Origin of the sequence: Novilysobacter viscosus (genome assembly GCF_046600715.1) — a bacterium.
Taxonomy (GTDB): domain Bacteria; phylum Pseudomonadota; class Gammaproteobacteria; order Xanthomonadales; family Xanthomonadaceae; genus Lysobacter_C; species Lysobacter_C viscosus.
Genome location: NZ_JBJMAV010000007.1, coordinates 100,164 through 125,584, shown reverse-complemented (window position 1 = coordinate 125,584; position 25,421 = coordinate 100,164). Strand labels below are relative to the sequence as shown.

Here is a 25,421-nt window from a genome sequence, read left to right as displayed (position 1 = left end):
GCCGCCCCCGCGACCCCGCCCCCTGCTGCCGCCACCGCGACCGCCGCCGACCTGCGGCCGATCTCGACGCCGGCCCCCAGCTATCCGGTGGCAGCGCTGCGTAACGGGACGTCGGGCGAGGTGCAGGTGGAGTTCACCGTCGGCACCGACGGATCGGTCACCAACGCACGGGTGGTGCGATCCAACCCGTCCCGGGTGTTCGATCGCGAGGCGGTCAGCGCGGTACGCAGTTGGCGGTTCCAACCGATACCCAACCCGGTCACCACCCGGCGCACCATCGGCTTCAATCCGGGCGGTTGACGCAACGCCGCTTGCCAGGCGCGGCGGCTACCGCGCCCAAAACTGAAAAAGCCCGGCTCCGGCCGGGCTTTTTCTTTTTCACGCATGCCGCGGTCAGCCGCTGATCGCAAGCTTTTCCTGGTGGTAGCGGCGCACGGCCAGGAACCACAACAGCGCCGCCAGGCCGAACGCCGCCGACAGGTAGACCAGCCACGAAATCGCGTCGATCGATTCGGCCCGGATCACCTTGAGCAGCAACTGGTTCTGCGACAGGAACGGCACCGCGTACTGCCAGAGCTCGGTCTTGATCGGGTTCACAAACAGCACGAAGGTCGGCACCATCGGCAGCAGCATCAACCAGGTCATGTGGCTCTGCGCCTCCTTCATGCTCTTTGCCGATGCCGCGAGGTAGGTCAGCAGTGCCGTGCCGATGAACAGCATCGGCAACAGGATCAGCAGCATCTTGCCGATCGCCAGGAAGCTCACGTCCAGCATCCTGGCCATGCCCCCGGCCATCTGCGCCGACAGCTTGAATGCCAGCAGGGTGAGCAGGAGCGACAGCAGGCCCAGCGCACACGCCGCGGCGATCTTGCCGCTGACGATCGAACCGCGGGTCGCCGGCGTGGCCAGCAGCGGCTCCAGCGATTGCCGCTCACGCTCGCCCGCGGTGGCGTCCAGGATCAGGTACGCGCCGCCAATGAAGGACGTGAGGATGAGCAGGTACGGCAGCAGCGCAGAGAGCAGGGCGCCGCGCTTCGCGCTTTCGGTTGCAAGGTCCCGGCTGCCCAGGCTCATCGGGCGGGTGATCGATGGGTCGATGCCACGCGCCATCAACCGCAACATCCCGACCTGGTTGGCGTAGCCATCCAGTGCGCCACGCACGCGCGCGACCGGGATCTCGGCGTTGCGGCGCGTGCTGTCGTGCACCAGCGCCACGGTTGCCGAACGGCCGGCACGCCAGTCCCGGGCGAAGTCGGGGTCGATTTCCAGCGCCACGTCGATGCGCTGCTCGGCGATCGCCTGGTCCAGGTCGTCGGGCGGGTCTACCGCGGCGATGCCGTGGCCGGCGAGGAACTCGACCAGGCTTGGTGCGTGCTCGGCGCCCACCACCGGCACCTCCAGCACCTTGTCGAGCTGGGTCTTCTGCCGGGCTTCCATCAGCGAACCCATGCCCAGCATCATTGCCGGGTACAGCACTGGGCCGATCAGCAGGGCCAGGGCGAGGGTGCGCCGGTCGCGCGAGATGTCGAGCAGTTCCTTGCGCATCACCGCCCACAGCGAGGCGAACATGTTGGTCGGCTTCATGCGTGCAGGCCCTCCTCGGAGCCGATCGCCTTGACGAAGGCGTCCTCCAGGTTGGCCTCCCCGAAGCGTTCGCGCAGTTCATCGGCGGTGCCCGCTGCGACCACCTGTCCCTTGGCGATGATGACGATGCGGTCACACAGCGCCGCCACCTCCTGCATGATGTGGCTGGAGAAGATCACGCAGCGCCCCTCGTCGCGCAAGCCGGTGAGGAAGCCGCGCATCGCGCGCGTCGTCATCACGTCCAGGCCGTTGGTGGGTTCGTCCAGGATCACGTTGCGCGGGTCGTGCACGAGCGAGCGGGCGATTGCGGTCTTGGTGCGCTGGCCCTGGCTGAAGCCCTCGGTCTGGCGGTCGAGGATGTCGTCCATGTCCAGTGCACTGGACAACGCCCGGGTGCGCTCGGCAATGGCCGATTTCGACATGCCGTGCAGTTCGCCGAAGTAGGCGATGTTCTCGCGCGCGGTCAAACGCTTGTACACGCCGCGGGCGTCGGGCAGCACGCCCAGCGCCCGGCGCACCGCGGCCGGCTGCGCCGCCGCATCCATGCCGTCCACCTCGACCCGCCCGCTGTCGGGGGCCATCAGGGTGTAGAGCATGCGCAGGGTGGTGGTCTTGCCCGCGCCGTTGGGACCCAGCAGTCCGGTGATCTGGCCATCGGGCGCCTGGAAGTCCACGCCGTCGACGGCCTTCACCATGCCGGCCTTGGTCTTGAATGTCTTGTGCAGGTCGTGTGCGGTGATCATGGTTCCCATCCATTGAAACTGGTGAACGGCGGTACCCCCGCCAGGCGATCCAGGCACGCGGTGTCCAGCGAGGCAGGGTCGGTGGATTCGATGAACTGCCCGACCAGCTTGGGCATGCAGCCCAGCGCCAGGGTGCCGTGGCCCTGACCCTGCAGGACCAGGTGGCGGCCGTTGGCCAGGCCGGCCGCCACGGCCTCTCCGTAGCGGGGTGGCGTCACCGGGTCGAGCGTGCCCGACAGCAGCAGCGTGGGGACATCCGAACGCAGCGGCGCGGTGAAGTCGGCGCCCCGCTCCCCGTGCGGCCATGCATCGCATGCGGCGAAGAACAGGGTGGTGACCTCGGGCCCCAGCAGGGTGTCGCCGCCAGCGACCACGCTGTCGATGCGGTCGGCGTCCTCGGCGCACAGCACCGACCACTGCATGCCACGGGTCATCTGGTCCCCGGTGGACTGGGTCATCAGGTCCGAAAGCGCCATCAGCGGTGCGTAGCGGCCCTGCGCGGCTTCGTCCAGCACCAGCGGCAACAGTGCCGCCGTCTGCGGGGCATAGGAAAAGAAGAACGCCAGCCCGACCACGTGGTCGGGTGTAACGGTGGCGCTGCGGCTCTCACCGGTGGACGGGTCGCGGTACTCGACCTGGACCGGCGCCGCTTCCAGTGTCTCCATTACCTGGGCCAGGCGCGTCCGTGTATCGACCGGGAAGCGTGCCTTGCAGGCCGGCAGCGTGCTGCAGTGTTCCGTCTGCAATTCCAGTGCATCCTCGAACGTGTGGCCGAACTCGCCACCCACCACCAGGTCGTTGGGCACCACGCCATCCAGGACCAGGCTGCGGGTCTGCTGCGGATATGTCGCCGCGTACTGCTGGGCCACGCGCGTGCCGTACGAGCCGCCCACCAGGTTCACCTGCGGCGCGCCTATCGCCAGGCGCACCGCCTCAAGGTCGGCGACCGCATGGGTGGTGGTGTACAGCCTTGGGTCCGCGCGCCCTTCAAGCCCGGCGAGGCATTCGCGCGCGAATGCCGCCAGCTGGTCGGCGCTGGCCGCTTCGGCCACCTCCAGCGAAAGCGGCTTGCCGTCCGCATCGAGGCAGTCCAGGGGGTTGGAGCCGCCGGTGCCGCGCTGGTCCACCAGCACGATGTCGCGTTGCTTGCGTACCTCCCTCAGCGCGGCGTTGACGGTCGCCGCGTGTTCCGTGGCGGCCTGACCCGGACCACCCGCCAGGAAGAACACCGGGTCGCCGGTGCCACCCCCGCTGCCGGTGGCGGGCAACCAGGCCAGCTTGAGCGCGATCGCGCGGCCCCCCGGCGCCCTGGGGTCCTCGGGGACTTCGAAGTCCGCACACATCGCTTCGGTGGACTTGCCCCCAGCCACCCCGGTCAGCGAACACGGCTTGAACGCGATGGAGCCAAAGGTGCGAGTGGCGCCGTCGGCGCCCGCCTCAGGGGGTGTCTGGCCGGGTTGGCACCCCGACAGCGAAACCGCTGCCATGGCCACCGCCGCCGCTAGCGCGGCTGTCTTCAATCCGTGGGAAAGCATGCATCGTCCTGTGTCCGCGCTGGATCGCGCAGGATGACAGACGCGCCCACCTGCGGAAACGTGACACAAGTCAGGTGATCGGGCCGGGCCGTCAGCGGGGAAGCTTCTGCTCCAGGCGGTCGAGCTGGTCGCCGGCCCACCTCGCGCCGCCGGCGTCCCAGCTGCGTTGCAATCCCGCACGGGCCAAGTGGATCGAGCGCCGCGCCCCCTCGACGTCGCCTTCCAGCACCGCGATGGCGGCATCGATGCGCTGCCTGTCGCAGGTGTCGGCGACCCCACCGGCGGCGTGCTCGCGCCAGCCCCGGGCCGCGGCGACATCACCGCGCATGGCGGCATGCCAGGCCAGTTCGAGTGCGAATTGCGCGCGCATCGCCGGCTGCATCTCGGTTGCCAGCACAGCCACGTGTGCCATGTGCCGGTCTCGCGCCGGCGTATCGCCGCTGTCGTCGGCGTGCAGCGCGGCCATCAGCGACGGAAAGGCACGCATCGCCGGATTGATCGGAGTGTCGCTGGCGGCCAGTGCCATCGCATCGGCCAGCAGGCGCGGGTCCAGTTCGCGCGGGCGTGTGCCCGCGAGGCTCTGGGCGGTGAGGCCCATCACCAGCGCCTTGATCTGCGTGCCCCGGCCACCGCGGGCCAGGTCCAGCAGCTGCGCACCGTCGGTTTCGATGCCGCCGGCCCGCATCGGTATGGCGGTCATCGCAAGGACCAGTGCAGACACCGCCATGAACGCCAGCGCATGGAAGCGCATCGCCCCGTCCAGGCTCGCCGCCAGTGCCGCGGACAGCGCGACGCAGGCCAGGCTCGCCAGTGGCCCGCCTGCCGCGAGCCACCGCAATTGTGGCACGAAGGGGCGCGACATGTCCGGGAGCATCGACACGAACCCCAGCAACCCGTGCCGCAATGAGTGGCGCGACAACCGCCAGCCGGCAACCGTGCGGGTCAGGCGCACCGGGCCCGCGGCGATCATCAACGGGCGCATGCCGGCCATGCGTCCGCCGACCAGATGCCCCAGCTCATGAACGACCACGGCCAGCACCAGCCAGCCCAGCAGCGCGAGCATGTGCCCAGGTCCGAAGGAAGGCGGCGCGGGGATCGATCCGCCGATGGCGCGCAACCCGTGGATCAAGGCGAGCGCGCCCAGTCCACCACCCAGCCCGCCCAGAACGAAGGCGCGTAGCAGGGCCCACGACGATGCCTTGCGCGGGGGCGGGGGCGGGGCGGCGGGGTCGACAACGGGGTCGGGTTGGCTCATGACGTTCCTGGTGGGCAGCCGGCCGCCGCTTGCGGCGCATCGCATTGCGCATCCCCCGCGCCCCGCGCACGGGCATGGCCCGCTACCGGCGCTGCGGCTACTTGCTGCTGACGTACTTCTCGCGGCGGATCTGTTTCACTTCCAGCCCGCATTCCTTCAGCGATTCGAAGCAGGCATCGACCATGTTCGGGTTGCCGCACAGGTAGGCGATGTCGCCGGCTGCGTCGGGCGCGAACTCGGCCAGGAACTGCTGGACGTATCCGTGGCGCACGTCCGCGTGGTCGTGGGTGGAGCCCGGTGCGGGCAGCTCGCGCGAGAAGCACGGGACGAAGCGGAAATGGTCGGGATGCCGTTCGGCGAACGCGCGGAACTCATCGCCGTACAGCAACTCCTCCGGCGTGCGCGCGCCGAACAGCAGCACCACCCGGGCGCCGCGCTCGGCGATGGCCTGCGCCAGTTGCGGCAGCATCGAGCGGTACGGCGTGACCCCGGTACCGGTGCCGATCAGCAGGTAACGCTCGTTGGCGTCGGTGGGCATCAGGCAGAAACGGCCGAACGGGCCGCTGGCGTCGATGGCGCCACCGACGTCGAGCCCCTCGAACAGCGCCGTGGCCGCGCCACCGGGCACGTAGCTGACCGCGATCTCCACCGCCTCGCCCGGTCCGATGGCGTGGTCGTGGATGGTCGCCAGCGAGTACGAGCGCTTGGTCGGCGTGCCGTCGGCGTACTGGAAGTGGACCTGGATGAACTGGCCGGGGATGAAATCCAGCGGTTCGCCGTCGTCGCGCACGAACGCGTAGTGGCCGACCGAGGGGGCCAGCATGCGGCGCGATACAAGCTTGAGGGGGAAGTGCTGGATGGCCACGGACCGGTGCCTGCCTGGAACACAGCGTGGCGCGGGGCAAGGCCACAGGGCCGCCTATAATAGCGGCATTCGCCCGGTGGCCCGGCCCGCCCGGCCCCGCAGTACAGGTGAGTGACCATGTCCCAGACCCCGCCGGACGCGCCGGCCCCGGACGCGTCCGTCCCCGCGCTGTCGGTACGCCGGCTGCGCAAGACCTATGGCAGCGGCGACACCAGCGTCGTTGCGCTCAAGGGTGTGTCGCTGGACGTCGCCCAAGGCGATTTCTTCGCCCTGCTCGGGCCCAACGGCGCGGGCAAGTCGACCCTGATCGGCATCGTCAGCTCGCTGGTCAACCTGACCGAGGGCAGCGTGTCGATCTTCGGCACCGACCTGGTGCGCGAGCGCGACGCGGCGATGCGCCTGATGGGGCTGGTCCCGCAGGAGCTCAATTTCAACATGTTCGAGAAACCGCTCGACATCCTGGTCAACTATGCCGGCTTCTACGGCGTGCCCCGCGCGCAGGCGATCGAGCGGGCCGAGGTGGAGTTGCGCCGCGCCCAGCTGTGGGACAAGGCGCAGATGATGAGCCGCACGCTGTCGGGCGGCATGAAGCGGCGGTTGATGATCGCCCGGGCGATGATGACCCGGCCGCGGCTGCTCATCCTGGACGAGCCCACTGCGGGGGTGGACATCGAGATCCGCCGCGGCATGTGGCAGACCCTGCGCGAGATCAACGCCGCCGGCACCACCATCATCCTCACCACGCACTACCTGGAAGAGGCCGAGCACCTGTGCCGCAACCTGGCCATCATCGACCGCGGCGCGATCGTCGCCTCCGGCCCGATGAAGACCCTGTTGGCGCGCCTGGACGTGGAGGGCTTCCTGCTGGACATCGATGGCGCGTTGCCGGCCACGCTGCCGACCATCGCCGGCGCAACGCTACTGGCGGTCGACGACCACACGCTGGACGTGGAGATGCCACGCGCGATGGACCTCAACCGCGTGTTTGCCGCACTGGGCGAGGCCGGCATCCGGGTGCGCTCGATGCGGACCAAGTCCAACCGGCTCGAGGAGCTGTTCATGCGCATGACCGGCGAGAACGCGCAGGACTCCACCATGCAGCCATCGCCCGAACCGGTCGCCTAGCCGCTCCCTCCCCTGCATGCAGGGGAGCGTTGGGAACGGCGCCCTGCTGGCGCCACTCCCTCCGCCGCAATCCCACTACGACCCCACCCCGCCCGCCGGGACGGGGTGGAAGAACCGGAATCCATGTCGACCGATACCACCACCGAAGCCACCCCGATGCAGCGCAACCTGGTCGCGCTGGGCACCATCGTGCGCCGCGAGATCACCCGCATCCTGCGTATCTGGGGCCAGACCCTGGTGCCGCCGGCGATCACCATGACCCTGTACTTCCTGATCTTCGGCGGCCTGATCGGTTCGCGCATCGGGACCATGGACGGCATCGACTACATGGACTTCATCGTGCCCGGCCTGGTGATGATGAGCATCATCCAGAACAGCTACGGCAACATCTCCTCGAGTTTCTTCGGCGCCAAGTTCGGCCGCCACGTGGAGGAGTTGCTGGTCAGCCCGATGCCGAGCTGGGTGATCCTGGCCGGCTACGTCACCGGCGCGGTGGCGCGTGGACTGGCCGTAGGGGTGATCGTGCTGATGATCGCCATGCTGTTCACCGACGTGCGCATCCCGCATCCGCTGGTGACCCTGACCACGGTGCTGCTGGGCGCGACGATCTTCGCCCTGGCCGGCTTCGTCAACGCGGTGTACGCGCGCAAGTTCGACGACATCGCCATCGTCCCGACCTTCATCCTGACCCCGCTGACCTACCTGGGCGGTGTCTTCTATTCGGTCAGCCTGTTGCCGGGCTGGGCCGAAGCCGCCACCCACGCCAACCCGATCTTCTACATGGTCAACGCGTTCCGCTACGGCCTGCTCGGCGTGAGCGACGTGCCGGTGTGGATCGCCTATGCCCTGATGCTGGGGTTCGTGGTGGCGCTGGCCACGCTGGCACTGACCCTGCTCCGGCGCGGCACCGGGTTGCGCAGCTGATGCAGCTGCCGTTGTAGGCTTCAGCCGCGATCCGCCGCCGGTCCGCACACGCGTTCGCGGCTGAAGCCGCTCCTACAGCGGCGGCAGGCGGAAGAAGGCGGTCGCGGTCGCAGCCGTCGCCGCGGCGACGGCCTCCACCGCTTCGCCGCGATCGCGTGCCAGCTCCTCGACGATATGCGGCAGGAACACCGGTTCGTTGCGGCGGTCCTTCGGCGCCGGCTTGAGCGAGCGCGGCAGCAGGTAGGGGGCGTCGGTCTCCACCATCAGGCGATGGGGCGGGATATTGCCGACGATCTCGCGCAGGTGCCGGCCGCGGCGTTCGTCGCACAGCCAGCCGGTGATGCCGATGTGCCAGTCGTGGTCCAGGCACTCGAACAGTTCCTCGCGGCTGCCGGTGAAGCAATGGACCACCGACGGCCCGATGCGGCCCTCGAAGTCGCGCATGATCGCCACGAAATCCGCGTGCGCGTCACGCTGGTGCAGGAACAGTGGCTTGCCGGTGTCCACCGCGACCTGCAGCTGGCGTTCGAAGGCGCGGCGCTGCGCCGGGCGGGGCGAGAAGTCGCGGAAGTAGTCCAGCCCGCATTCGCCTACCGCCACCACCTCATCGTGCGCGAGCAGGGCGCGCATCTGCACATCGCACTCGTCGGTGTACTCGGTGGCGTGGTGCGGGTGCACGCCGGCGGTGGCGTAGAGCACGCCCGGATGCGCATGCGCAAGCGCCAATGCCTTCGGCGAGTGCTCGCGACTGGCGCCGGTGACGACCATGCGCGTCACGCCTGCAGCGCGGGCGCGTTCGATCACTGCATCGCGGTCCCGGTCGAAGGATTCATGGGTGAGGTTGGCGCCGATGTCGATGAGCTGCATCGCGGCATTCTAGGCGACGGCCGTGGTGGCGGCCGCCTCTTGCAGAGCGAGGTCAGTCGCGATCACCAACGCATCGATATTCGGGGTCGCCAGTGTCGTTGCGCCTGCATCGGCGCGGGCCACCCGTATCCTTGGCCGCGTGAGCCGCCCGACTTTTCCGATCGACGAACTGCTGCCGCGCATCCGCGAGAGCCTGGCCGCGCACCCTCGGCTGGTGCTGGAAGCGCCGCCGGGTGCGGGCAAGACCACACAGGTGCCGCCGGCACTGCTCGACGCACCGTGGCTGCAGGGCCGCCGCATCCTGCTGCTGGAACCGCGCCGGGTTGCCGCACGCGCCGCCGCGCACTTCATGGCGGCACAGCGCGGCGAGGCGGTCGGCGAAACCGTCGGCTACCGGATCCGGTTCGACAACAAGGTGTCGGCGGCGACCCGCATCGAGGTGGTCACCGAGGGCATCCTGACCCGGATGATCCAGGACGACCCGACCCTTGAGGGTGTCGGCGCGGTGCTGCTGGACGAGTTCCACGAGCGGCACCTCGCCGCCGACCTGGGCCTGGCGCTGGCGCTGGACGTGCAGGCGTCGCTGCGCGAGGACCTGCGCATCGTGGTGATGTCGGCGACGCTGGACGGCGAGCGCCTGGCCGCGTTCCTGGATGCGCCGCGGCTGGCCAGCGAGGGCCGCGCGTTCCCGGTCGAGGTCGCGCATTTCCCCTCGCGCCGGGACGAGCAGATGGAGCACCAGGCACGCCGCGCGGTCGAGCACGTATTGGCCTCGCACCCGGGCGACGTGCTGGTGTTCCTGCCGGGCCGGCGCGAGATCGCCCGGGTCGAGTCGCTCCTTGCCATGCGCGCGCCCGCAGCCGGAGAGGGCCCGGTGGAAGTGCTGGCCCTGCACGGCGAGCTGCCGGTCGAACAGCAGTCGCGCGTCCTGCAGCCCGCACCCGACGGTGCCCGTCGGGTGGTCCTGGCCACCAACGTCGCCGAGTCCAGCGTGACCCTGCCCGGCGTGCGCGTGGTCATCGACAGCGGACTGGCGCGCGAGCCGCGCTACGACCCCAACTCCGGTTTTTCGCGCCTGGAGGTGGTGGCGATCCCGCAAGCGTCGGCCGACCAGCGCGCCGGCCGCGCCGGGCGCGTCGCCGCGGGCTGGGCCTACCGCTTGTGGCCATCGTCGCAACGGCTGGAGCCGCAGCGCCGCGCCGAGATCGGGCAGGTCGAGCTGGCCGGCCTCGCGCTGGAGTTGGCGGCCTGGGGAGACGCGGACCTTCGCTTCGTCGACACGCCGCCACCGGGACCGATGGCGGCCGCGCATGACCTGCTGCAGCGGCTTGGAGCGGTGGACGGCACGTCCATTACTGCGCTCGGCCGGCGCATGCTCGCGCTGGGCACGCACCCGCGGCTGGCCGCGATGTTGCTGGTGTCCGGGGACGGCGTTGAACCGGCGCTGGCCTGCGACCTGGCGGCCCTGGTCGAATCCCGCGACCCGCTTCGCGATGGCGGCGATGCCCTGGCCGCGCGCTGGCGCGCATTGGCGGCATTCCGCAGCGGACGCGCGCCGGGATCGGCCTCGCGTGCCGCGCTCGCCGCCATCGACCAGGTGGCACGCCAATGGCGCCGCCGCGTGCGCGCGGGGCAGCCCCCCGACGCCATCGATGCGCATCGACTGGGCGACCTGCTGGCACATGCCTATCCGGATCGCATCGCGCGCCAGCACCCCGACGACGCCTGGCGCTACCAGCTGGCCAATGGCCGCAGTGCGCGCCTGCATGACCACAGCGCGTTGTTCGGCGAACCCTGGCTGGTGGTGGCCGAGCTGCGCCACGATCGCGGCGATGCACGCATCCAGCGCGCAGCGCCGGTGGACGAGGCACGCTTGCGCCGCGATTTTCCCGGGCGCTTCAGCAGCGAGGACCGGGTGGTGTGGGACGGCGCGTCGCGTGCAATCGCCGCGATACGCGAAACGCGCTTCGACCGGATCGTGCTCGACCGCCGGCCGCTGGCGCGCCCGGATCCCTCGCGTTACGCCGAAGCCCTGGTCGATGCGGTGCGCCAGTCGGGCCTGGACGCCTTGCCATGGACGCAAGCGACCCGCCAGTGGCGCGCGCGCGTGCAATGCGTGCGTGGCTGGCAACCCGATGCCGGGCTCCCGGATCTCTCGGACGCGGCGTTGCTCGCCTCGCTCGACGCGTGGCTGGCGCCCGCGCTGGCCGGCAAGACCCGACTCGACGCGCTCGGCGAGAGTGCGTTCGCCGACGCGCTGAAAACCCTGCTCGACTGGTCGCAGCGCAGCCGGGTCGATGCGCTGGCGCCGACGCGTATCGCCGTCCCATCCGGCCAGCAACGCCAGATCGAGTACGCGGTCGATGTCGACGGCACGCCGCAGCCGCCGGTACTGGCGGTCAAGCTGCAGGAGCTGTTCGGCCTGGCCGACACCCCGCGCATCGCCCAGGGGCGCGTACCCGTGACCCTGCACCTGCTTTCACCGGCGGGCCGCCCGTTGCAGGTCACCCAGGACCTGCGCGGTTTCTGGGAGCGCACGTATCCGGAAGTGCGCAAGGAGATGAAAGGCCGGTACCCGCGCCACCCGTGGCCCGAGGATCCGTGGAACGCTACGGCCACCCACCGCGCCAAGCCACGACCCCGGTAGGCCGGCAGGGGGCAGCTCGTCCAGGCACCTGCCCGCGACGAAGCCGGACATGCCTGCAATTGAGGCGCCGAAACGTTGCCGTGCAAGCTCCACGGGCGACTCGGCACCGCAACGAGGCGCTTCGGTGGATGGAGCGCGTACTGGAAGGCAACCTTGGCGTCCGGATCGATGGCGGCGCCTGATGCTGATCGCGCCCGTTACCGGTACCGGTAGCGCGGCCTACTTCAGGTATCGGACCACATGCGGAACAGGTTGGTGCGCAGTGACTCCAGCAGCACTTGCAGGCGGGCGTCGGGCTGTGGAGTTCGCGCCGTCAGGGCGCGCGCTTCCTCCAACTGCACGAGCAGCTCGCGCTGTCCCGCGTCCGCGATCCAGCTCTGGAACCAGGTGATGGCGGCGATGCGGACACCGCGCGTCACCGGCGTGACGCGGTGGATCGTGGTGGAGGGATAGAGGATCGCGCTGCCGGGCTCGAGCTTGTACGCCAGCTCCTGCGCACCCAGCTGGATCGTCAGCTCGCCACCGTCGTAGTCGGTGGTTGGGGTCAGGAACAGCGTGCAGGACAGGTCGCTGCGCATCGCCGGGGTCGAGGCGAACAGTGCTTCGTCGACGTGCCAGCCGTAGTCCATCCCCGGTTCGTAGCGCACCACCGTGGTTCGCGCCATCTGCTTGGGCAGCGCGAACGTGCGCACGTCCTGCACCTGGATGAGTGCCTCGCGAACGATCTGCGCGATGGCGGCGTTGGCCGGATCCTCGTGCGGCGCCTGAAGGTTGTGCTTGACGGCGGATTCGCGGTTGGTGATCCGGCCGTCGTTGAAGCGGACCTGGCCGATCAGGTCTTGGACCGTCGCCAGCTGGCGAGGCGACAGCACGGTGGGCAGCACGCGGATCATTGCGCGGGACTCGAACGGGACGCGGCATCATCGACATTCAACGCCCGGCGGGCAAGCGCCCACACCGCTCACACCCCATCAACGGCTTGCCGGCGAGACTTAATGCCGTTTCCTTCCAATCCCATGGGTTCGACGATGAGCACGTTAAATTCGATTTCAGATCGCGCGCTGGACCTGGCTTCTTCGGTCGGCGACAACCTCAAGCACGCCGTGCCCCAGGCCGGGAAGTGGCTCGAAGCCGGCGCCAAGCTCGGCGCCCTCAAGGGCGGTGCCCGCGTCGCGGGCATGATCGTCCGGCGCAACCCGGCGATCGCGATCGCCACCGCGGCCGGTGCGGGCCTGCTCTGGTACGCCGCCCGCCGCAAGGCGCGCCAGGCCGAGAGCGGCAATGGCTCGATCGAGGGTTCGTCCAAGCGTGTCGATGCCAAGCGCTCCACCAGCGCACGCAAGCGCCCCGCCCGCACGCGCACCACGCGCGGCAGCACCGCCTCGGCCGACTGATTCGTCCGGCCTGGTGCAGCGGAAAGATCGGGTGGCCTGACCGGGCTGCCCGCGCCAGACAAAACGCCAGGCATTGCCTGGCGTTTTGTTGTGTCGAGGTTGGACCTTGTGTCGCCGTTGGAGCAGTAACCGGCGCCTGCGCTCAGGCTGCCGCGCCGGCTTCGGGCAGTTCGATCACGAAGCGCGCCCCGCCGTTCTTGCGGTCCTCGTACCAGAGCTGGCCGCCGGCGTCGGCAATGATCTGCCGTGCCAGTGACAGGCCCAGGCCGGTGGAGATGCCGTCGTCGCCCTCGTGCAGCCGGGTGAAGGGCTTGAACAGTTCGCGCTGGCGGGAGGCGGGAATGCCCGGCCCCCGGTCGGCCACGACCAGTTGCCAGAACCCGGGCGCGCCGGCGCGCCCCATCAACAGCAGCCGGCTGCCGGGTGCGTACTTGATCGCGTTGGTCACCAGGTTCTCGCTGACCTGGCGCAGGACCCGCTCGTCAATGGCCACTGCGGCGGTGTCGGGCGGCATCGTCACTTCCACCTCGATGCCGCGCGCGTCGAGCTGGATCTCATAGCGGTTGCACAGCCACTGCAGCGTCTCGCCCAACGGCGCGCGCATTTCGCTTGAGGGCCGCCGCGCACCGGACTGCGTCTCCAGGTAGTGGCGGATGTAACCCAGCGCGTCGTCGGCGCTTTCGTGGATCATTTCAAGGTAGCGCGGCACGCGCTCGGGCTTGCAGCCGTCGCTGCGCAGCAGGTCGGCGGCGAACAGCACGCTGGTGAGCGGGTTCTTGAGGTCGTGCGCCACCAGGTTGACCAGCTCCTCGCGTTCGCGTGCCACGCGCTCGAGCCGGTCGCGGGTCATCTTCAGGCCGATGTGCGCGTTGACGCGTGCCAGCAGTTCCTCGGGCAGGAAGGGCTTGGTGACGTAATCCACCACGCCGGCGTCGAAGGCGCGCAGCAGCAGGTCGCGGTCCTGGGCCGCGGTGACAAACACCACCGGTACCCGCAACGGCGGGGCCAGGGCACGCAGGGCGGTCAGCACGTCGAACCCGTCCATGCCCGGCATCATCATGTCGAGTAGCACCAGGTCGGGCGTAGCGGCCTGGAACTCGCGCAGCGCCTCCTCGCCGTTGCCCGCGGTCACCACCTCGTAGCCCTGGCGGGTGAGCAGGTTGCTCACCACCCGCAGGTTGGCGGCCTGGTCGTCGACGACCAGGATGCGGCCCGTGTTCGCGGCGTTCGCGGCGTTCGCGCTCATTCTCGTGTTGGATCCCCGTAAGCCGGCTACACCCGCGCAGGGTGGCCTTGGCAATGCTGAACAGGCAAAAGTTAGCAGAAAGCCGTCGCAGCCATGCGGCGACCCATGAATGATTCAGCGATCCGCCAGCCTGCTCCGGGTGGGGACTGCACGCCAGGGGCCCGTTCCAGCTCGATCCGCCTTCGGTTCACTGCCGTGCAGACGGGCCCTCATCGCGCCATTGGCCGGGTGCCAGCCGGTCCAGCCGGTGGGTCCCGATCGCGATACGGACCAGGCGCAGCGTGGGCAGGCCGACCGCCGCGGTCATGCGCCGCACCTGTCGGTTGCGCCCTTCGGTGATGGTCAGCGCCAGCCATGCGTCGGGTACCGTCTTGCGGAACCGCACCGGCGGGTCGCGCGGCCACAACGGCGGCGGTGGGATCAACCCGACCCTGGCAGGCCGCGTGGGGCCGTCCTTCAACTCCACCCCGTCGCGCAGCCGTGCCAGCTGGTCGAGGGTTGGCGCGCCTTCGACCTGCACCCAGTAGGTCTTGGGCTGCTTGTGCGCGGGATCGGTCAGGCGATGGGCCAGTGCACCGTCATCGGTCAGCAGCAGCAGGCCTTCGCTGTCGTGGTCCAGCCGCCCCGCCGCGTAGACACCGGCCGGCAGCGCGAACCCGGCCAGGGTCGGTCGCGGGGGCTGGCTGCGGTCGGTGAACTGGCAGAGCACCCCGAACGGCTTGTTGAAGGCGATGAGCACGCGCGGGCCGGGACGGGGGACGGCCCGACACTCTAGCCGCTGCCCGGGGGGGCCGCAGGCCGCCCCTACAATGCGCCCGATGAGCACCCTTCCCGATACCGACTTCGACCGCGTCCGTGATTACCTCACCGGCCTGCAGGACCGCATCTGTGCCGCGGTGGAGGGTGCCGACGGCCGGGCCCGCTTCATCGAGGACGCCTGGCGCCGGGAACCCCCTGCGGCCGGCGCCGTCGGGGGCGGCCTGGCGGGCGGCGGCGGCCGCACCCGCATCCTCCGGGACGGCGCGGTGTTCGAACAGGCCGGCATCGGCTTTTCCGACGTGTCCGGCCATGCGCTCCCGCCCTCTGCCACCGCGGCACGCCCGGAGCTGGTGGGGGCGTCGTGGCGCGCGGTCGGGGTGTCGCTGGTGTTCCATCCGCGCAATCCGCACCTGCCCACCGCCCACGCCAACGTCCGCCACTTCCGTGCGGTGCGTGACGGGCAAACCGTGGCGTGGTGGTTCGGTGGCGGGTTCGACCTGACCCCGTTCTATCCCCGCGACGAGGACGTGCGGCACTGGCACGCCACCGCCCGCGCGCTGTGCGAGCCGTTCGGCGGCGACACCCGTTACCAGGCACACAAGCGCTGGTGCGACGAGTACTTCTTCCTCAAGCACCGCGACGAGACCCGGGGCGTGGGCGGGCTGTTCTTCGACGACCTGCACGATGACTTCGAGCGCGACTTCGCCTACCAGCGCGCGGTGGGCGATGGCTTCCTCGACGCCTACCTGCCGATCGTCGAGCGTCGTCGCAACGAGCCCTATGGCGAGCGCGAACGGCAGTTCCAGCTGTACCGCCGCGGCCGCTACGTCGAGTTCAACCTGGTGCTGGACCGGGGCACCCTGTTCGGCCTGCAGTCGGGCGGGCGCACCGAATCGATCCTGATGAGCCTGCCGCCGCTGGTCCGGTGGGAATACGGGTTCCAGCCCGAACCCGACAGCGATGAGGCGCGGCTGGCGGACTACCTGCGACCCCGCGACTGGTTGGACGAGCTGGCCTAGGGGAACGGGCTCGGGAGCGGCTTGGAGCCCGTTACCGGGTGATCGGGGGGGCGCCTCGCACCCTGCGTTGCCCTGGCGACAAAGTCGGACGGCGCGCTTGGTGCCGGGCCGGAACGGGCGCCCCGCGCGTTCCGCGCGACCCGCATTGCAGCCAACAAAAAGCCCCGCCGGCAGGGGGGGCCGGCGGGGCTGGTGGAGCGGGACCTGGGGAGGGGTCGTCGCTCCGGGGATCACTCCAGGGGAGGGAGAGATCTGCGGCAGGCGTTGCACCTGTCGCGGGGCTATAGGACCATCCGGGACATGGACGGTTCGTGAAGATCGAGGCGCGGGAAACGGCAGGATTCAGGACCGATTCAGACCTGTAACTTCGCCTAACATGACGTTAACAAATGACTGGAAGCGTTTTCAGTGCGCTTCTTCCCAGTTGGCTCCCACCCCGCTGTCGACCACCAGCGGAACGTGAAGGTTGGCGGCGTTCGACATGCGGGCGGTGACCTCGGCCAGCAGGGTGTCGACGAACCCGGCGTCCACCTCGAACACCAGCTCGTCGTGCACCTGCATGATCATCAGCGCCGGGCATCCGCCCCCCGGGTTCCGCTGCCCCGCCAGCCAGCCGTCGATGTCGATCATGGCGCGCTTGATGATGTCGGCGGCGGTGCCCTGCATCGGCGCGTTGATGGCGGCGCGCTCGGCGCCCGCGCGCAGGCCCTGGTTGCGGGCGTGGATGTTGTCCAGGTACAGCCGCCGCCCGAACACGGTTTCGACATAACCGCGCTCGCGCGCCTGCTCACGGGTGCGGTCCATGAAACCCCGCACGCCCGGGTAGCGGTTGAAGTACAGCGCGATGTAGTCCTGCGCCTCGCCGCGACCCACGCCCAGCTGCTTGGCCAGTCCGAACGCACTCATGCCGTACATCAGCCCGAAGTTGATGGCCTTGGCCGCGCGTCGCTCGCCGGGTTCCACCGTTTCAAGCGTCTTGCCGAACACCTCGGCCGCGGTGGCCTTGTGGATGTCGGCGCCCGACGCGAACGCTTCCACCAGCCCCGGGTCGCCCGAGAGGTGGGCCATGATCCGCAGCTCGATCTGCGAGTAGTCGCACGCCACGATCCGGCGACCCTCCGGGGCGATGAACGCGGTGCGGATGCGGCGCCCGTCTTCGGTGCGGATCGGGATGTTCTGCAGGTTCGGGTCGCTGGATGCCAGTCGTCCCGTCGCCGCGCCGGCCTGGTGGTAGCTGGTGTGCACGCGACCGGTGTGCGGGTTGACCATTTCCGGCAGCTTGTCGGTGTAGGTGCTGCGCAGCTTGGTCAGCCCGCGGTACTCCAGGATGACGCGCGGCAGCTCGTGCTGGTCGGCAATCGCTTCCAGTGCCTCCTCGTTGGTCGAAGGCTGGCCCTTTGGGGTCTTGACCAGCGCCGGCAGTCCCAGCTCCTCGAACAGCAGCGCGCACAGCTGCTTGGGCGAATCCAGGTTGAAGTCGCGCCCGGCCAGCTCGGTCGCGCGCTGCTTGGCATCGAGCATGCGCCGGCCCAGGTCGGCGGACTGGCGGCGCAACTCGGTCGAGTCCAGCAGCACGCCGTTGGCTTCCACCCGCGCCAGTACCGGCACCAGCGGCATCTCGATCTGGCGGTACACATGCTCCAGCCCGGGTTCTTTGGCCAGTTTCGGGCCCAGAGCGCGGTGCAGGCGCAGCGTCACGTCCGAGTCCTCGGCCGCGTAGCGGGTGGCGTCGTCGAGGGCCACCTGGTCGAAGGTGATCGACTTGGCGCCCTTGCCGGCGACATCGCTGAACTTGACCGCTGTGTAGCCCAGGTAGCGCAGCGCCAGCGAGTCCATGTCGTGGCGGGTGGCGGTGGCGTTGAGCACGAAGCTCTCGAGCATGGTGTCGTGCTGGTAGCCGGCGACGTCCACGCCGTGGCGGCGCAGCACGTGCAGGTCGTACTTGCCGTGCTGGCCGACCTTGGCGATCGCTGGATCGGCCATCAGCGGACGCAACTGCTCGAGCACCGACTCGAGGTCCAGCTGCGCGGGGGCACCGGGGTAGGTGTGCGCCAGCGGGATGTAGCAGGCGCGGCCCGGCTCCACGGCGAAGCTCAGCCCGACCAGGTGGGCGCGCATCGGGTCGAGCGAATCGGTCTCGCAGTCGAACGCGAACAGCGGCGCATCACGCAGCCGCTGCAGCCACGCATCAAGCCGGTCCTGGGCGAGCACCGTCTCGTACTCGCCGGGCGCCGAGAGGGATGGATCGACATCGTCCGCGACCGGCGCGGCCACGCGTGCATAGCCCGCCGCGGTGTTGCGCACGCCGGCACGGTCCTGGGCAACGTCCGCGACCACGGCCGCGGCGGCGCCGTCGAGGTCACGCAGCGCCTGTTTGAACCCGTAGCGCGCGTACAACCCACGTAGCGCATCGGTGTCGCGTTCGCGCAACACCAGCTGGTCGGGCGTGCACGGAAGCGGCAGGTCGGTGCGGATGGTGGTGAGCTCGCGGTTCAGCGGCAGGCGGTGCAGCACCGCGCGCAGGTTCTCGCCGATCTTGCCCTTGATGCCGTCGGCGGCGGCCATGACCCCGTCCAGCGTGCCGTGCTCGGCCAGCCACTTGGCCGCGGTCTTGGGGCCGCACTTGTCGACGCCGGGAATGTTGTCGACCTTGTCGCCCATCAGCGCCAGGAAGTCGACGATCTGGTCGGCGCGCACGCCGAACTTGGCCATCACCGCGGCGTCGCCGTCGAGGCGGCTGCCGCTCATGGTGTTGACCAGCGCGACCCCGGCACGGCCGCGGCCCGAGGCGCCGGTGGCCTCGCGCACCAGCTGCGCCATGTCCTTGTCGCCGGTGGACACGGTCACGTCGATGCCCGCATCCGCCGCGCGCACCGCCAGCGTGCCGATCACGTCGTCGGCTTCCACGCCGTCGATGCGCAGGATGTCGATGCCGAGCGCCTGCACGATCTCGCACATCGGCTGCACCTGTGCCCGCAACTCGTCGGGCATCGGCGGTCGGTTGGCCTTGTACTGCGGGTCCAGGTCGTCGCGGAAGGTCCTGCCGGGCGCATCCACCACGAATGCCACGAAGTCGGGCTTTTCATTGAGCGTGGCGCGCAGCATGTTGACCACGCCGAACAGCGCGCCGGTGGGTTCGCCGGCATCGTTGACCAGCGGCGGCAGGGCGTGGAAGGCGCGGTAGAGGTAGCTGGAACCGTCGATCAGCACGAGTCGTTTCATCCGACGATTCTACGCCGCGACCCCCGTCCTCCCGGCGCGCCGGGCACGCACGCGCGCCCCACGCCGGCCGGCGTATCCTGTGGCGTCCACGCCATTCCGACCCCGGGAGAACCGCCATGCGCCTCGCCTTCGCTCCGCTGCTCGTGCTGTTGTCGGCCTGCGCCACGATGGGCAACAGCGATCCCACCGCCGGCCTGGAGGGCGCCGACGTCACCCGGCGCGCGCTCGATGGCGGTGACGTGGTCGAGGAGTACCGCATCGCCGGGCAGTTGCGGGTGGTCAAGATCACCCCGTCGCGCGGGCCGACCTACTACCTGGTCGACAGCGACGGCGATGGCACCCTGGACAGCAGCAAGGGCGAGGGTCCGATTTCGCCGGTGCAGTACAAGCTGTTCGAGTGGTGATGGCGGTGGGCGACGCATCCATCCGCCAGGCCGACGATGCGGCCACCCTGCATGCCGCCTGGCCGGTGGTGCGGCAATTGCGCCCGCAGCTGGACGAGGACGGCTTCGTCGCGCAGGCGTTGCGGCAGATGCGTGACGGGTTCCGCGCCACGGTGCGGGTCGACGGCGGCGGCGTGGTCCGCGCATTCGCCGGCTGGCGCGTGCTGGAGATGCTCGCGACCGGTCGCCAGCTGTACGTCGACGACCTGGTGACCGATGCCGCGGCGCGCAGCGCCGGCCACGGCAAGGCGCTGCTGGACTGGCTCAAGGCGGAGGCGCGCCGCCAGGGCTGCCTCCGCCTGCAACTGGATTCGGGCACCCAGCGCCAGGATGCGCACGCGTTCTACCTGCGCGAGCGGTTGCGGATCGAGGCGCTGCACTTCGGGATCGCGCTGGAGTGATGCGCGCAGTTAACGCGGGCCTCGCCCCGGGTTAACCGGGCAACTGCCAGCGTGCGCGCTTCCAGCTCGACAGGAGCACGCCATGCCGTACGAACGCCGAAGCGACCTGCCCGAACCGGTGCGCGTCCACCTGCCCGCGCACGCCCAGGACATCTACAAGGACGCTTTCAACAGCGCCTGGGAACAGTACGCGGACCCGGACGACCGGCGCGGGGACGCCACGCGCGAGGAAACCGCGCACCGCGTCGCATGGGCGGCGGTGAAGGACGGGTACGAGAAGGGCAAGGACGGGGACTGGCACCGGAAGTAGCGGCGCGGTGCGGAGAGGCGGCCGCCGACGGTGAACCCCGGAGTGAAGGAACGCATGTTTCGCGGGGTCTTGCACGGTGCCTGGAGGCCTTAGGCGGGCTGCAGGTTCGCGTAGGCCAGCACCAGCCACTTGCTGCCGGCTTCTTCGAAGTTGACCTGCACGCGGGCGTGCGCGCCGCTGCCCTCCACGTCGGTGACCGTACCCGCGCCGAAGCTGGCATGGCGCACCAATGCGCCCAGCTGCACCGCCGGCGTCTCGATCGCGGCGTGGCCGTAGTCGCGGCGGGGTCGGGCGGCGAACACCGGGCGCGACACCTGGACCTTGGGCCGGACCTCGTGCAGCAGCACCGGCGGGATCTCGCGCAGGAACCGCGACGGGATGCCGTACATGTCCTGGCCGTGGATGCGGCGTGCCTCGGCGTAGCTGAGCACCAGCTTCTCGCGCGCACGGGTGATGCCCACGTAGGCCAGCCGCCGCTCCTCCTCCAGCCGGCCCGACTCGTCCACCGACTTCTGGTTGGGGAACAGGCCTTCCTCCAGCCCGGCCAGGAACACCAGCGGGAACTCCAGCCCCTTGGCGCTGTGCAGGGTCATCAGCTGCACGCCGTCTTCGCCCGCCTGGGCCTGGCCTTCGCCTGCTTCGAGTGCGGCGTAGCTGAGGAACGCCACCAGCTCGGGCATCGAGTCGGCGACCTCGTCTTCCTCGCTGCGCGAGAACCGGGATGCGACCGACACCAGCTCGTCCAGGTTGTCGGTGCGCGAGTCGAGCTGGCCCTTGGATTCGCGCGCATAGTGCTCGCGCAGCCCCGAACGCGCCAGTACGTGGTCGATCTTCTCCTGCAGCTGCATCGACGCGATCTCCGCTTCCAAAGCGTCGATGAGCGCGGCGAACCCGGCCAATGCGTTGCGCGCCCGCGCGGCGAGCACGGCCTCGCCCGACACCCGGCGAGCGGCCTCGGCCAGCGCAACGCCGTCGGCGCGGGCACGGCGGCGCACCTCATCCAGCGTGCGTTCGCCGATGCCGCGCGTGGGCGTGTTGACCGCGCGTTCGAACGCGGCGTCGTCGTTGCGGTTTGAGACCAGGCGCAGGTAGGCAAGCGTGTCCTTGATCTCGGCGCGTTCGAAGAATCGCTGGCCGCCGTACACGCGGTACGGCACCTGTTCGCCCAGCAGCGCCTCTTCGAATGCACGTGACTGCGCGTTGCTGCGGTAGAGGATCGCCACCTCGCCATGGCTGCCGCCGTCGCGAACCCACTGCCGCAGCCGCTCGACCACGAAGCGCGCCTCGTCGATCTCGTTGTAGGCCGCGTACAGGTCGATCGGATCGCCGCTGCCGCTGTCGGTCCACAGCTTCTTGCCCAGGCGCTCGGGGTTGTGCGCGATCACCGCGTTGGCGGCGTCGAGGATGTTGGCGCTGGAGCGGTAGTTCTGTTCCAGCTTGATGGTCTGCGCGGCCGAGCCGTCCTCGGACCGGAAGTCCTTCAGGAAGCGCTGCACGTTCTCGACTTTCGCGCCGCGCCAGCCGTAGATCGACTGGTCGTCGTCGCCGACCACGAACACCTGCCCGGTGTCGCCGGCCAGCACGCGCACGAATGCGTACTGGATCGCGTTGGTGTCCTGGAACTCGTCCACCAGCACCTGGCCGAAGCGGTGGCGGTAGTGCGCCAGCAGCGCCGGGTTGTCGCGCAGCAGCTCGTGCGCGCGCAGCAGCAGCTCGGCGAAATCGACCAGGCCGGCGCGCTCGCAGCGCTCCTGGTAGGCGGCGTAGCAGCGCCGCATGACGTCGGCCCACTGGTCGGCGGGCTCGGGCTGCAGGTGTTCCGGCCTGCGGCCCTCGTCCTTCTGCCCGTTGATCCACCAGGCGATCTGGCGCGGCGGGAAGCGGCTGTCGTCCAGCTCCAGCGCCTGCACCACGCGCTTGACCAGGCGCAGCTGGTCGTCCGAATCCAGTACCTGGAAGCCTTCCGGCAGCTTGGCCTCCTGCCAGTGCAGGCGCAGCAGCCGATGGGCCAGGCCATGGAAGGTGCCGATCCACATCCCGCGGGTGCCGCCGCGCAACTGCGCGTCCACGCGCTGGCGCATCTCGGCGGCGGCCTTGTTGGTGAACGTCACGGCGAGGATGCCGTGCGCCGGCACCCCGACCACCTCATGCAGCCAGGCGATGCGGTGGGTGAGCACGCGGGTCTTGCCCGAACCGGCGCCGGCGAGCACCAGGTAGTGGCCCGGGGGCGCGCTGACGGCCTCGCGCTGGGCCGGGTTCAGGCCGTCGAGCAGGTGGGAAACATCCATCGCGCCATTCTACCGGCCGGCGTCGCAGCGGCCGGGACCGGGGGAGTGGTCCAACCGTAGGAGCGGCTTCAGCCGCGATCGTCGATCGCTGACGTCCTTTCGAAGGAGCGACGTGAGTCGCGATCCGCGCAGTCGGCCCTATCCCGCGACGGTGGCCGGGGCCGGCGGTCGCGACTCACCTCGCTCCTGCACGGCGGGGCGTCCGCGGTGGGGGTCAAGGGGTCGCGGCGACGGCCTTGGCCTTGCCGGCATGCGCCATGAGCTTGTCGGTCCAGGCGATGCCAATGGCCGACAGGATGAAGGCGCCATGGATGATCGTCTGCCAGATGACGCCGGTCTCGGTGGTGGTCACGCACAGCTTGACCGCGCCGACGCCCAGCGCTGCCGCCTCGCGCGCGGCGACGGCCGCCTCGACCGTGCCGCACAGCGGCAGGTCGCTGCCCATGCTGCCGGCCTCGATGAAAGTCTTGAGCAGGTGGATCGAGCTGATGCCGATGATCGCCATCGCCAGTTTCACCTTCAGCACGCTGGCGTTGACGTGGCTCAGCCACTCGGGCTGGTCCGGGTGGCCCTGCAGCCCCAGCCGCGACACGAACGTCTCGTAGCCGCCGACGATCACCATCACCAGCAGGTTGGAGATCATCACCACGTCGATCAGGCCCAGCACCAGCAGCATGATCATCTGCTCGGTCATGCCCGCCGCGTCGCTGACCAGGTGCACCAGCTCCTTGAGGAACAGGAACACGTACACGCACTGGGCGACGATCAGGCCCAGGTACAGCGGCAGCTGCAGCCAGCGGGAACTGAAGATCAGCGCAGGCAGCGGGTTCAGGCGGGCGGGTCGGGTGTCGGCCATGGGGCTCGGGGATGGTGACGGGCGCGCTAGGGTAGCGGCCCGCCGCGCCCGCGGCCATGCCCGGCGACCCGGCTACGGGGTGCTGGAGCGGAGGTCGTCGGCGCGGGACTGTGCAAGCTGGCGCAGGTCGGCCTCCAGCGCGGCGATGCGCTGGTCAAGGCGCGCGGCTTGCGAGGCGTCCAGGTCCGGCAAGCCGTCCGCCAGCCCCGACAGGTGCTGCAGGCGGGCCGTTCGGTCCGGCGCCGACTGGTGGAGGCGCAACCGCTCCAGGGTGCCACGGTCGCCGGCCGGGGCCAGCAGCCGGCGGCGCTGTTCGCGCAGTACCCGCTGCAGGCGCTCGGCGGCGCGCAGGTCGCCCGCGGTCCAGTCGGCGCTGCACCCGTGCACGGTCTGCGGCCACTCCGCGCAGCGCGTACCGTGCGTGGTGCCGGGCCGGACTGCGGTCGAACCGGTGGCGTCTGCCGGCGCGCCCGCCCAGCGGATCTGTTCCACCCGTTCGCAGCGGAACACGAACAGCCAGTCCTCCGGCGTGCCCAGGTTGATCGCGAGCAGGCCGGCCAGGGCCCCGGCCTGTAGCGCGTCGGTGTTCCAGTCCGAGCGCCGGCCGGTCATCGCAAGTGCCGGGCGGCCCGCGCGCTGCACCCAGTCCATCAGCGGCGCGATGTCGAGGGCGCCGGGCACGTGGCCCTCGTGGCTCCACTCCCCGGCCAGCCACAGCGCGGCGCCGTCGCTGTCCAGGGTGCGGCGCAGCAGCGCCAGCTCGTCGGTCAGCGCGGCCTGGAAATCGCGCGCCTGCGACAGTCGCGAGCCCACCGCGTCGCGCACCTGCTGCGCCTGCTCGTAGCGGAGCAGGGTGTCGGCCTGCTCGCGGGCCGCCACCCGCATCGACACGAACATGCCGAACAGGTCCGCTGCCGCCCGTACGTCCGAGGGCACCGGACGCGGTTCCCGGTGGTGGCAGGCGATCAGTCCCCACAGGCGTCCACCGCTGACGATCGAGATGGTCAGCGACGCGCCCACCCCGATGTCACGCAGGTAGGCGAGGTGTTTGGATGACACGCTGCCCAGCGCGTGCTGGCTCATGTCCAGCGCTTCGCCCGCCGGGGTGCGGCCGGGCACCACCGGTACCGGCACGTAGCCGGCATCGGGGATCACACGCAGGCGGTTGCGCAGCAACAGCGCGCAGGCTTGTGGCGGGACCAGCGACGCGGGGTAGCGCAGGCCGACGAACGGCGCCATGCCCGGGGCGATGGCCTCGGCCACCACGTCGCCGGTGCCGTCCTCGCGGAAGCGGTACACCATGACCCGGTCGTAACCGGTCAGCTGCCGGACCTGTTGCACGGCGCGCTGGTGGAAATCGTCAGCGTGCCCCGCCGCCGCGACACGCGCGATCATCGCCTGGGCCACGCCGGTTGGCGCGTTGCCCCGGCGGTGGTAGTGCTGCGGCTCGATCTCGATGTGCACCAGCCCATCGGCCACGTGCACCGCCAGGTCGCACAGCACGCCGAACGCGCCGATGTTGCCCACGCCCGCGCGCTGGGGAGGGGCATCGGCCTCGGCCAGGCCGACGGTATCGGCAAGTACGTCCAGCACGTCCTGGTTGATGTAGTCGGCCAGCGATGTTCCCAGCAGGTCCGCAGCCGGCACCTCAAGCAGCCGGTCGATGTTGGCCGAGGCCTGGCGCACGGACCAATCGGGCAGCACCACGCTGACCAGGTAGCCATGGGGCTGGATCGCCCGCGCCGGGGACTGCGTGTCCGGCACGCCGGTGTCCGGCCCGTGGGCGGCGGGCATGCCCTGACCGGTGCCGACCGGGGCCCGGGGCGGGGTGACCGCGCCGGTACGGAAGGGTGCGTCGCAAGCGGGGTCACGGGTCATGCGATGGACTCCTGGGCGGCGGGCTTGGCGGCGGCGGGCGGGCCGGGGACGTGGGAGCGC

22 protein-coding genes are annotated in these 25,421 nt (G+C 70.2%); 9 read left to right on the top strand and 13 right to left on the bottom strand.

Going from position 1 to position 25,421, the window contains the following annotated elements; translation table 11 throughout:
* A partial coding sequence (locus ACJQWL_RS11615; protein ID WP_411300912.1) for an energy transducer TonB occupies positions 1-300 on the top strand: 300 nt, incomplete at its 5' end.
* Between the two features lie 93 nt (positions 301-393).
* Here ACJQWL_RS11615 and ACJQWL_RS11610 read toward each other — a convergent pair.
* The 5 genes from ACJQWL_RS11610 to ACJQWL_RS11590 form a co-directional block, all read right to left on the bottom strand.
* Positions 394-1,584 (bottom strand): ABC transporter permease, encoded by a 1,191-nt coding sequence (locus ACJQWL_RS11610; RefSeq protein ID WP_330969368.1) that lies wholly within the window; start codon positions 1,582-1,584, stop codon positions 394-396.
* On the bottom strand, positions 1,581-2,327 hold the full coding sequence (locus tag ACJQWL_RS11605) for an ABC transporter ATP-binding protein (protein ID WP_330969369.1): 747 nt from the start codon (positions 2,325-2,327) through the stop codon (positions 1,581-1,583). Before ACJQWL_RS11605 ends, ACJQWL_RS11610 begins: the two co-directional genes overlap by 4 nt.
* Positions 2,324-3,862: an alpha/beta fold hydrolase gene (locus ACJQWL_RS11600; RefSeq protein ID WP_411300911.1), complete on the bottom strand. Its 1,539-nt coding sequence runs from the start codon at positions 3,860-3,862 to the stop codon at positions 2,324-2,326. The genes ACJQWL_RS11605 and ACJQWL_RS11600 overlap by 4 nt, the downstream gene beginning before the upstream one ends.
* 91 nt (positions 3,863-3,953) lie before the next feature.
* A complete protein-coding gene (locus tag ACJQWL_RS11595; RefSeq protein WP_330969370.1) occupies positions 3,954-5,117 on the bottom strand; it encodes a zinc metalloprotease in 1,164 nt (387 codons plus the stop codon).
* Between the two features lie 97 nt (positions 5,118-5,214).
* Complete coding sequence (locus ACJQWL_RS11590) at positions 5,215-5,982, bottom strand: ferredoxin--NADP reductase (protein ID WP_411300910.1); 768 nt, start codon at positions 5,980-5,982, stop codon at positions 5,215-5,217.
* Between the two features lie 117 nt (positions 5,983-6,099).
* Here ACJQWL_RS11590 and ACJQWL_RS11585 point away from each other — a divergent pair, with 117 nt between their 5' ends.
* Together ACJQWL_RS11585 and ACJQWL_RS11580 are read left to right on the top strand one after the other, a co-directional pair.
* Positions 6,100-7,107, top strand: coding sequence for an ABC transporter ATP-binding protein (locus ACJQWL_RS11585; protein ID WP_330969371.1), 1,008 nt, complete (start codon positions 6,100-6,102; stop codon positions 7,105-7,107).
* 123 nt (positions 7,108-7,230) lie between these two features.
* Positions 7,231-8,031: an ABC transporter permease gene (locus ACJQWL_RS11580; protein WP_330969372.1), complete on the top strand. Its 801-nt coding sequence runs from the start codon at positions 7,231-7,233 to the stop codon at positions 8,029-8,031.
* 72 nt (positions 8,032-8,103) lie between these two features.
* Here ACJQWL_RS11580 and ACJQWL_RS11575 read toward each other — a convergent pair whose 3' ends face one another.
* Positions 8,104-8,898 (bottom strand): TatD family hydrolase, encoded by a 795-nt coding sequence (locus tag ACJQWL_RS11575; protein ID WP_330969373.1) that lies wholly within the window; start codon positions 8,896-8,898, stop codon positions 8,104-8,106.
* A gap of 139 nt (positions 8,899-9,037) precedes the next feature.
* On the opposite strand from ACJQWL_RS11575, the gene hrpB reads away from it, so the two are divergent.
* Positions 9,038-11,545 carry an ATP-dependent helicase HrpB gene (hrpB, locus tag ACJQWL_RS11570; RefSeq protein ID WP_330969374.1) on the top strand — a complete coding sequence of 836 codons (2,508 nt, stop codon included), beginning with the start codon at positions 9,038-9,040 and terminating at the stop codon, positions 11,543-11,545.
* Between the two features lie 224 nt (positions 11,546-11,769).
* On the opposite strand, the gene ACJQWL_RS11565 is transcribed toward hrpB, so the two are convergent.
* Positions 11,770-12,438, bottom strand: coding sequence for a Fe2+-dependent dioxygenase (locus ACJQWL_RS11565; RefSeq protein ID WP_330969375.1), 669 nt, complete (start codon positions 12,436-12,438; stop codon positions 11,770-11,772).
* A 135-nt stretch (positions 12,439-12,573) separates the two neighbouring features.
* On the opposite strand from ACJQWL_RS11565, the gene ACJQWL_RS11560 reads away from it, so the two are divergent.
* Entirely contained in the window at positions 12,574-12,939 is a 366-nt protein-coding gene (locus tag ACJQWL_RS11560) for a hypothetical protein (RefSeq protein WP_330969376.1), read from the top strand.
* 142 nt (positions 12,940-13,081) lie between these two features.
* Here the strand turns inward: ACJQWL_RS11560 and ACJQWL_RS11555 are convergent, their stop codons facing one another.
* Both ACJQWL_RS11555 and ACJQWL_RS11550 read right to left on the bottom strand, forming a co-directional pair.
* Positions 13,082-14,185 carry a hybrid sensor histidine kinase/response regulator gene (locus tag ACJQWL_RS11555; protein ID WP_330969377.1) on the bottom strand — a complete coding sequence of 368 codons (1,104 nt, stop codon included), beginning with the start codon at positions 14,183-14,185 and terminating at the stop codon, positions 13,082-13,084.
* Between the two features lie 187 nt (positions 14,186-14,372).
* Positions 14,373-14,924, bottom strand: a complete 552-nt coding sequence (locus tag ACJQWL_RS11550) for a pseudouridine synthase (RefSeq protein ID WP_330969378.1) — start codon at positions 14,922-14,924, stop codon at positions 14,373-14,375.
* Positions 14,925-15,003: 79 nt separating this feature from the next.
* Between ACJQWL_RS11550 and hemF the strand changes: the two genes are divergently transcribed.
* Entirely contained in the window at positions 15,004-15,963 is a 960-nt protein-coding gene (gene hemF / locus ACJQWL_RS11545) for an oxygen-dependent coproporphyrinogen oxidase (RefSeq protein ID WP_330969379.1), read from the top strand.
* A 405-nt stretch (positions 15,964-16,368) separates the two neighbouring features.
* On the opposite strand, the gene polA is transcribed toward hemF, so the two are convergent.
* Entirely contained in the window at positions 16,369-19,185 is a 2,817-nt protein-coding gene (gene polA, locus ACJQWL_RS11540; RefSeq protein WP_330969380.1) for a DNA polymerase I, read from the bottom strand.
* A gap of 116 nt (positions 19,186-19,301) precedes the next feature.
* Here polA and ACJQWL_RS11535 point away from each other — a divergent pair, with 116 nt between their 5' ends.
* The 3 genes from ACJQWL_RS11535 (at position 19,302) to chaB (ending at position 20,339) form a co-directional block, all read left to right on the top strand.
* Positions 19,302-19,589, top strand: a complete 288-nt coding sequence (locus ACJQWL_RS11535) for a DUF2782 domain-containing protein (protein WP_330969381.1) — start codon at positions 19,302-19,304, stop codon at positions 19,587-19,589.
* A complete protein-coding gene (locus tag ACJQWL_RS11530; protein WP_330969382.1) occupies positions 19,589-20,029 on the top strand; it encodes a GNAT family N-acetyltransferase in 441 nt (146 codons plus the stop codon). The genes ACJQWL_RS11535 and ACJQWL_RS11530 overlap by 1 nt, the downstream gene beginning before the upstream one ends.
* 82 nt (positions 20,030-20,111) lie before the next feature.
* Positions 20,112-20,339, top strand: coding sequence for a putative cation transport regulator ChaB (chaB, locus tag ACJQWL_RS11525; protein WP_330969383.1), 228 nt, complete (start codon positions 20,112-20,114; stop codon positions 20,337-20,339).
* A gap of 89 nt (positions 20,340-20,428) precedes the next feature.
* On the opposite strand, the gene uvrD is transcribed toward chaB, so the two are convergent.
* The 3 genes from uvrD to ACJQWL_RS11510 form a co-directional block, all read right to left on the bottom strand.
* Entirely contained in the window at positions 20,429-22,627 is a 2,199-nt protein-coding gene (gene uvrD, locus ACJQWL_RS11520; protein WP_330969384.1) for a DNA helicase II, read from the bottom strand.
* Between the two features lie 214 nt (positions 22,628-22,841).
* On the bottom strand, positions 22,842-23,483 hold the full coding sequence (locus tag ACJQWL_RS11515) for a TIGR00645 family protein (protein ID WP_330969385.1): 642 nt from the start codon (positions 23,481-23,483) through the stop codon (positions 22,842-22,844).
* A gap of 72 nt (positions 23,484-23,555) precedes the next feature.
* Positions 23,556-25,361 carry a GAF domain-containing protein gene (locus ACJQWL_RS11510; protein ID WP_411300909.1) on the bottom strand — a complete coding sequence of 602 codons (1,806 nt, stop codon included), beginning with the start codon at positions 25,359-25,361 and terminating at the stop codon, positions 23,556-23,558.
* Positions 25,362-25,421: the final 60 nt, after the last annotated feature.

Bases quoted from the DNA above. Each gene is read 5' to 3' on its own strand.
- polA (WP_330969380.1), bottom strand. From the start codon at position 19,185: ATGAAACGACTCGTGCTGATCGACGGTTCCAGCTACCTCTACCGCGCC.
- ACJQWL_RS11555 (WP_330969377.1), bottom strand. From the start codon at position 14,185: ATGAGCGCGAACGCCGCGAACGCCGCGAACACGGGCCGCATCCTGGTC.
- uvrD (WP_330969384.1), bottom strand. From the start codon at position 22,627: ATGGATGTTTCCCACCTGCTCGACGGCCTGAACCCGGCCCAGCGCGAG.
- ACJQWL_RS11580 (WP_330969372.1), top strand. From the start codon at position 7,231: ATGTCGACCGATACCACCACCGAAGCCACCCCGATGCAGCGCAACCTG.
- ACJQWL_RS11575 (WP_330969373.1), bottom strand. From the start codon at position 8,898: ATGCAGCTCATCGACATCGGCGCCAACCTCACCCATGAATCCTTCGAC.
- ACJQWL_RS11585 (WP_330969371.1), top strand. From the start codon at position 6,100: ATGTCCCAGACCCCGCCGGACGCGCCGGCCCCGGACGCGTCCGTCCCC.
- ACJQWL_RS11560 (WP_330969376.1), top strand. From the start codon at position 12,574: ATGAGCACGTTAAATTCGATTTCAGATCGCGCGCTGGACCTGGCTTCT.
- ACJQWL_RS11510 (WP_411300909.1), bottom strand. From the start codon at position 25,361: ATGACCCGTGACCCCGCTTGCGACGCACCCTTCCGTACCGGCGCGGTC.
- ACJQWL_RS11535 (WP_330969381.1), top strand. From the start codon at position 19,302: ATGCGCCTCGCCTTCGCTCCGCTGCTCGTGCTGTTGTCGGCCTGCGCC.
- ACJQWL_RS11515 (WP_330969385.1), bottom strand. From the start codon at position 23,483: ATGGCCGACACCCGACCCGCCCGCCTGAACCCGCTGCCTGCGCTGATC.
- ACJQWL_RS11565 (WP_330969375.1), bottom strand. From the start codon at position 12,438: ATGATCCGCGTGCTGCCCACCGTGCTGTCGCCTCGCCAGCTGGCGACG.
- chaB (WP_330969383.1), top strand. From the start codon at position 20,112: ATGCCGTACGAACGCCGAAGCGACCTGCCCGAACCGGTGCGCGTCCAC.
- ACJQWL_RS11600 (WP_411300911.1), bottom strand. From the start codon at position 3,862: ATGCTTTCCCACGGATTGAAGACAGCCGCGCTAGCGGCGGCGGTGGCC.
- ACJQWL_RS11610 (WP_330969368.1), bottom strand. From the start codon at position 1,584: ATGAAGCCGACCAACATGTTCGCCTCGCTGTGGGCGGTGATGCGCAAG.
- ACJQWL_RS11595 (WP_330969370.1), bottom strand. From the start codon at position 5,117: ATGAGCCAACCCGACCCCGTTGTCGACCCCGCCGCCCCGCCCCCGCCC.
- hemF (WP_330969379.1), top strand. From the start codon at position 15,004: ATGAGCACCCTTCCCGATACCGACTTCGACCGCGTCCGTGATTACCTC.
- ACJQWL_RS11530 (WP_330969382.1), top strand. From the start codon at position 19,589: ATGGCGGTGGGCGACGCATCCATCCGCCAGGCCGACGATGCGGCCACC.
- ACJQWL_RS11605 (WP_330969369.1), bottom strand. From the start codon at position 2,327: ATGATCACCGCACACGACCTGCACAAGACATTCAAGACCAAGGCCGGC.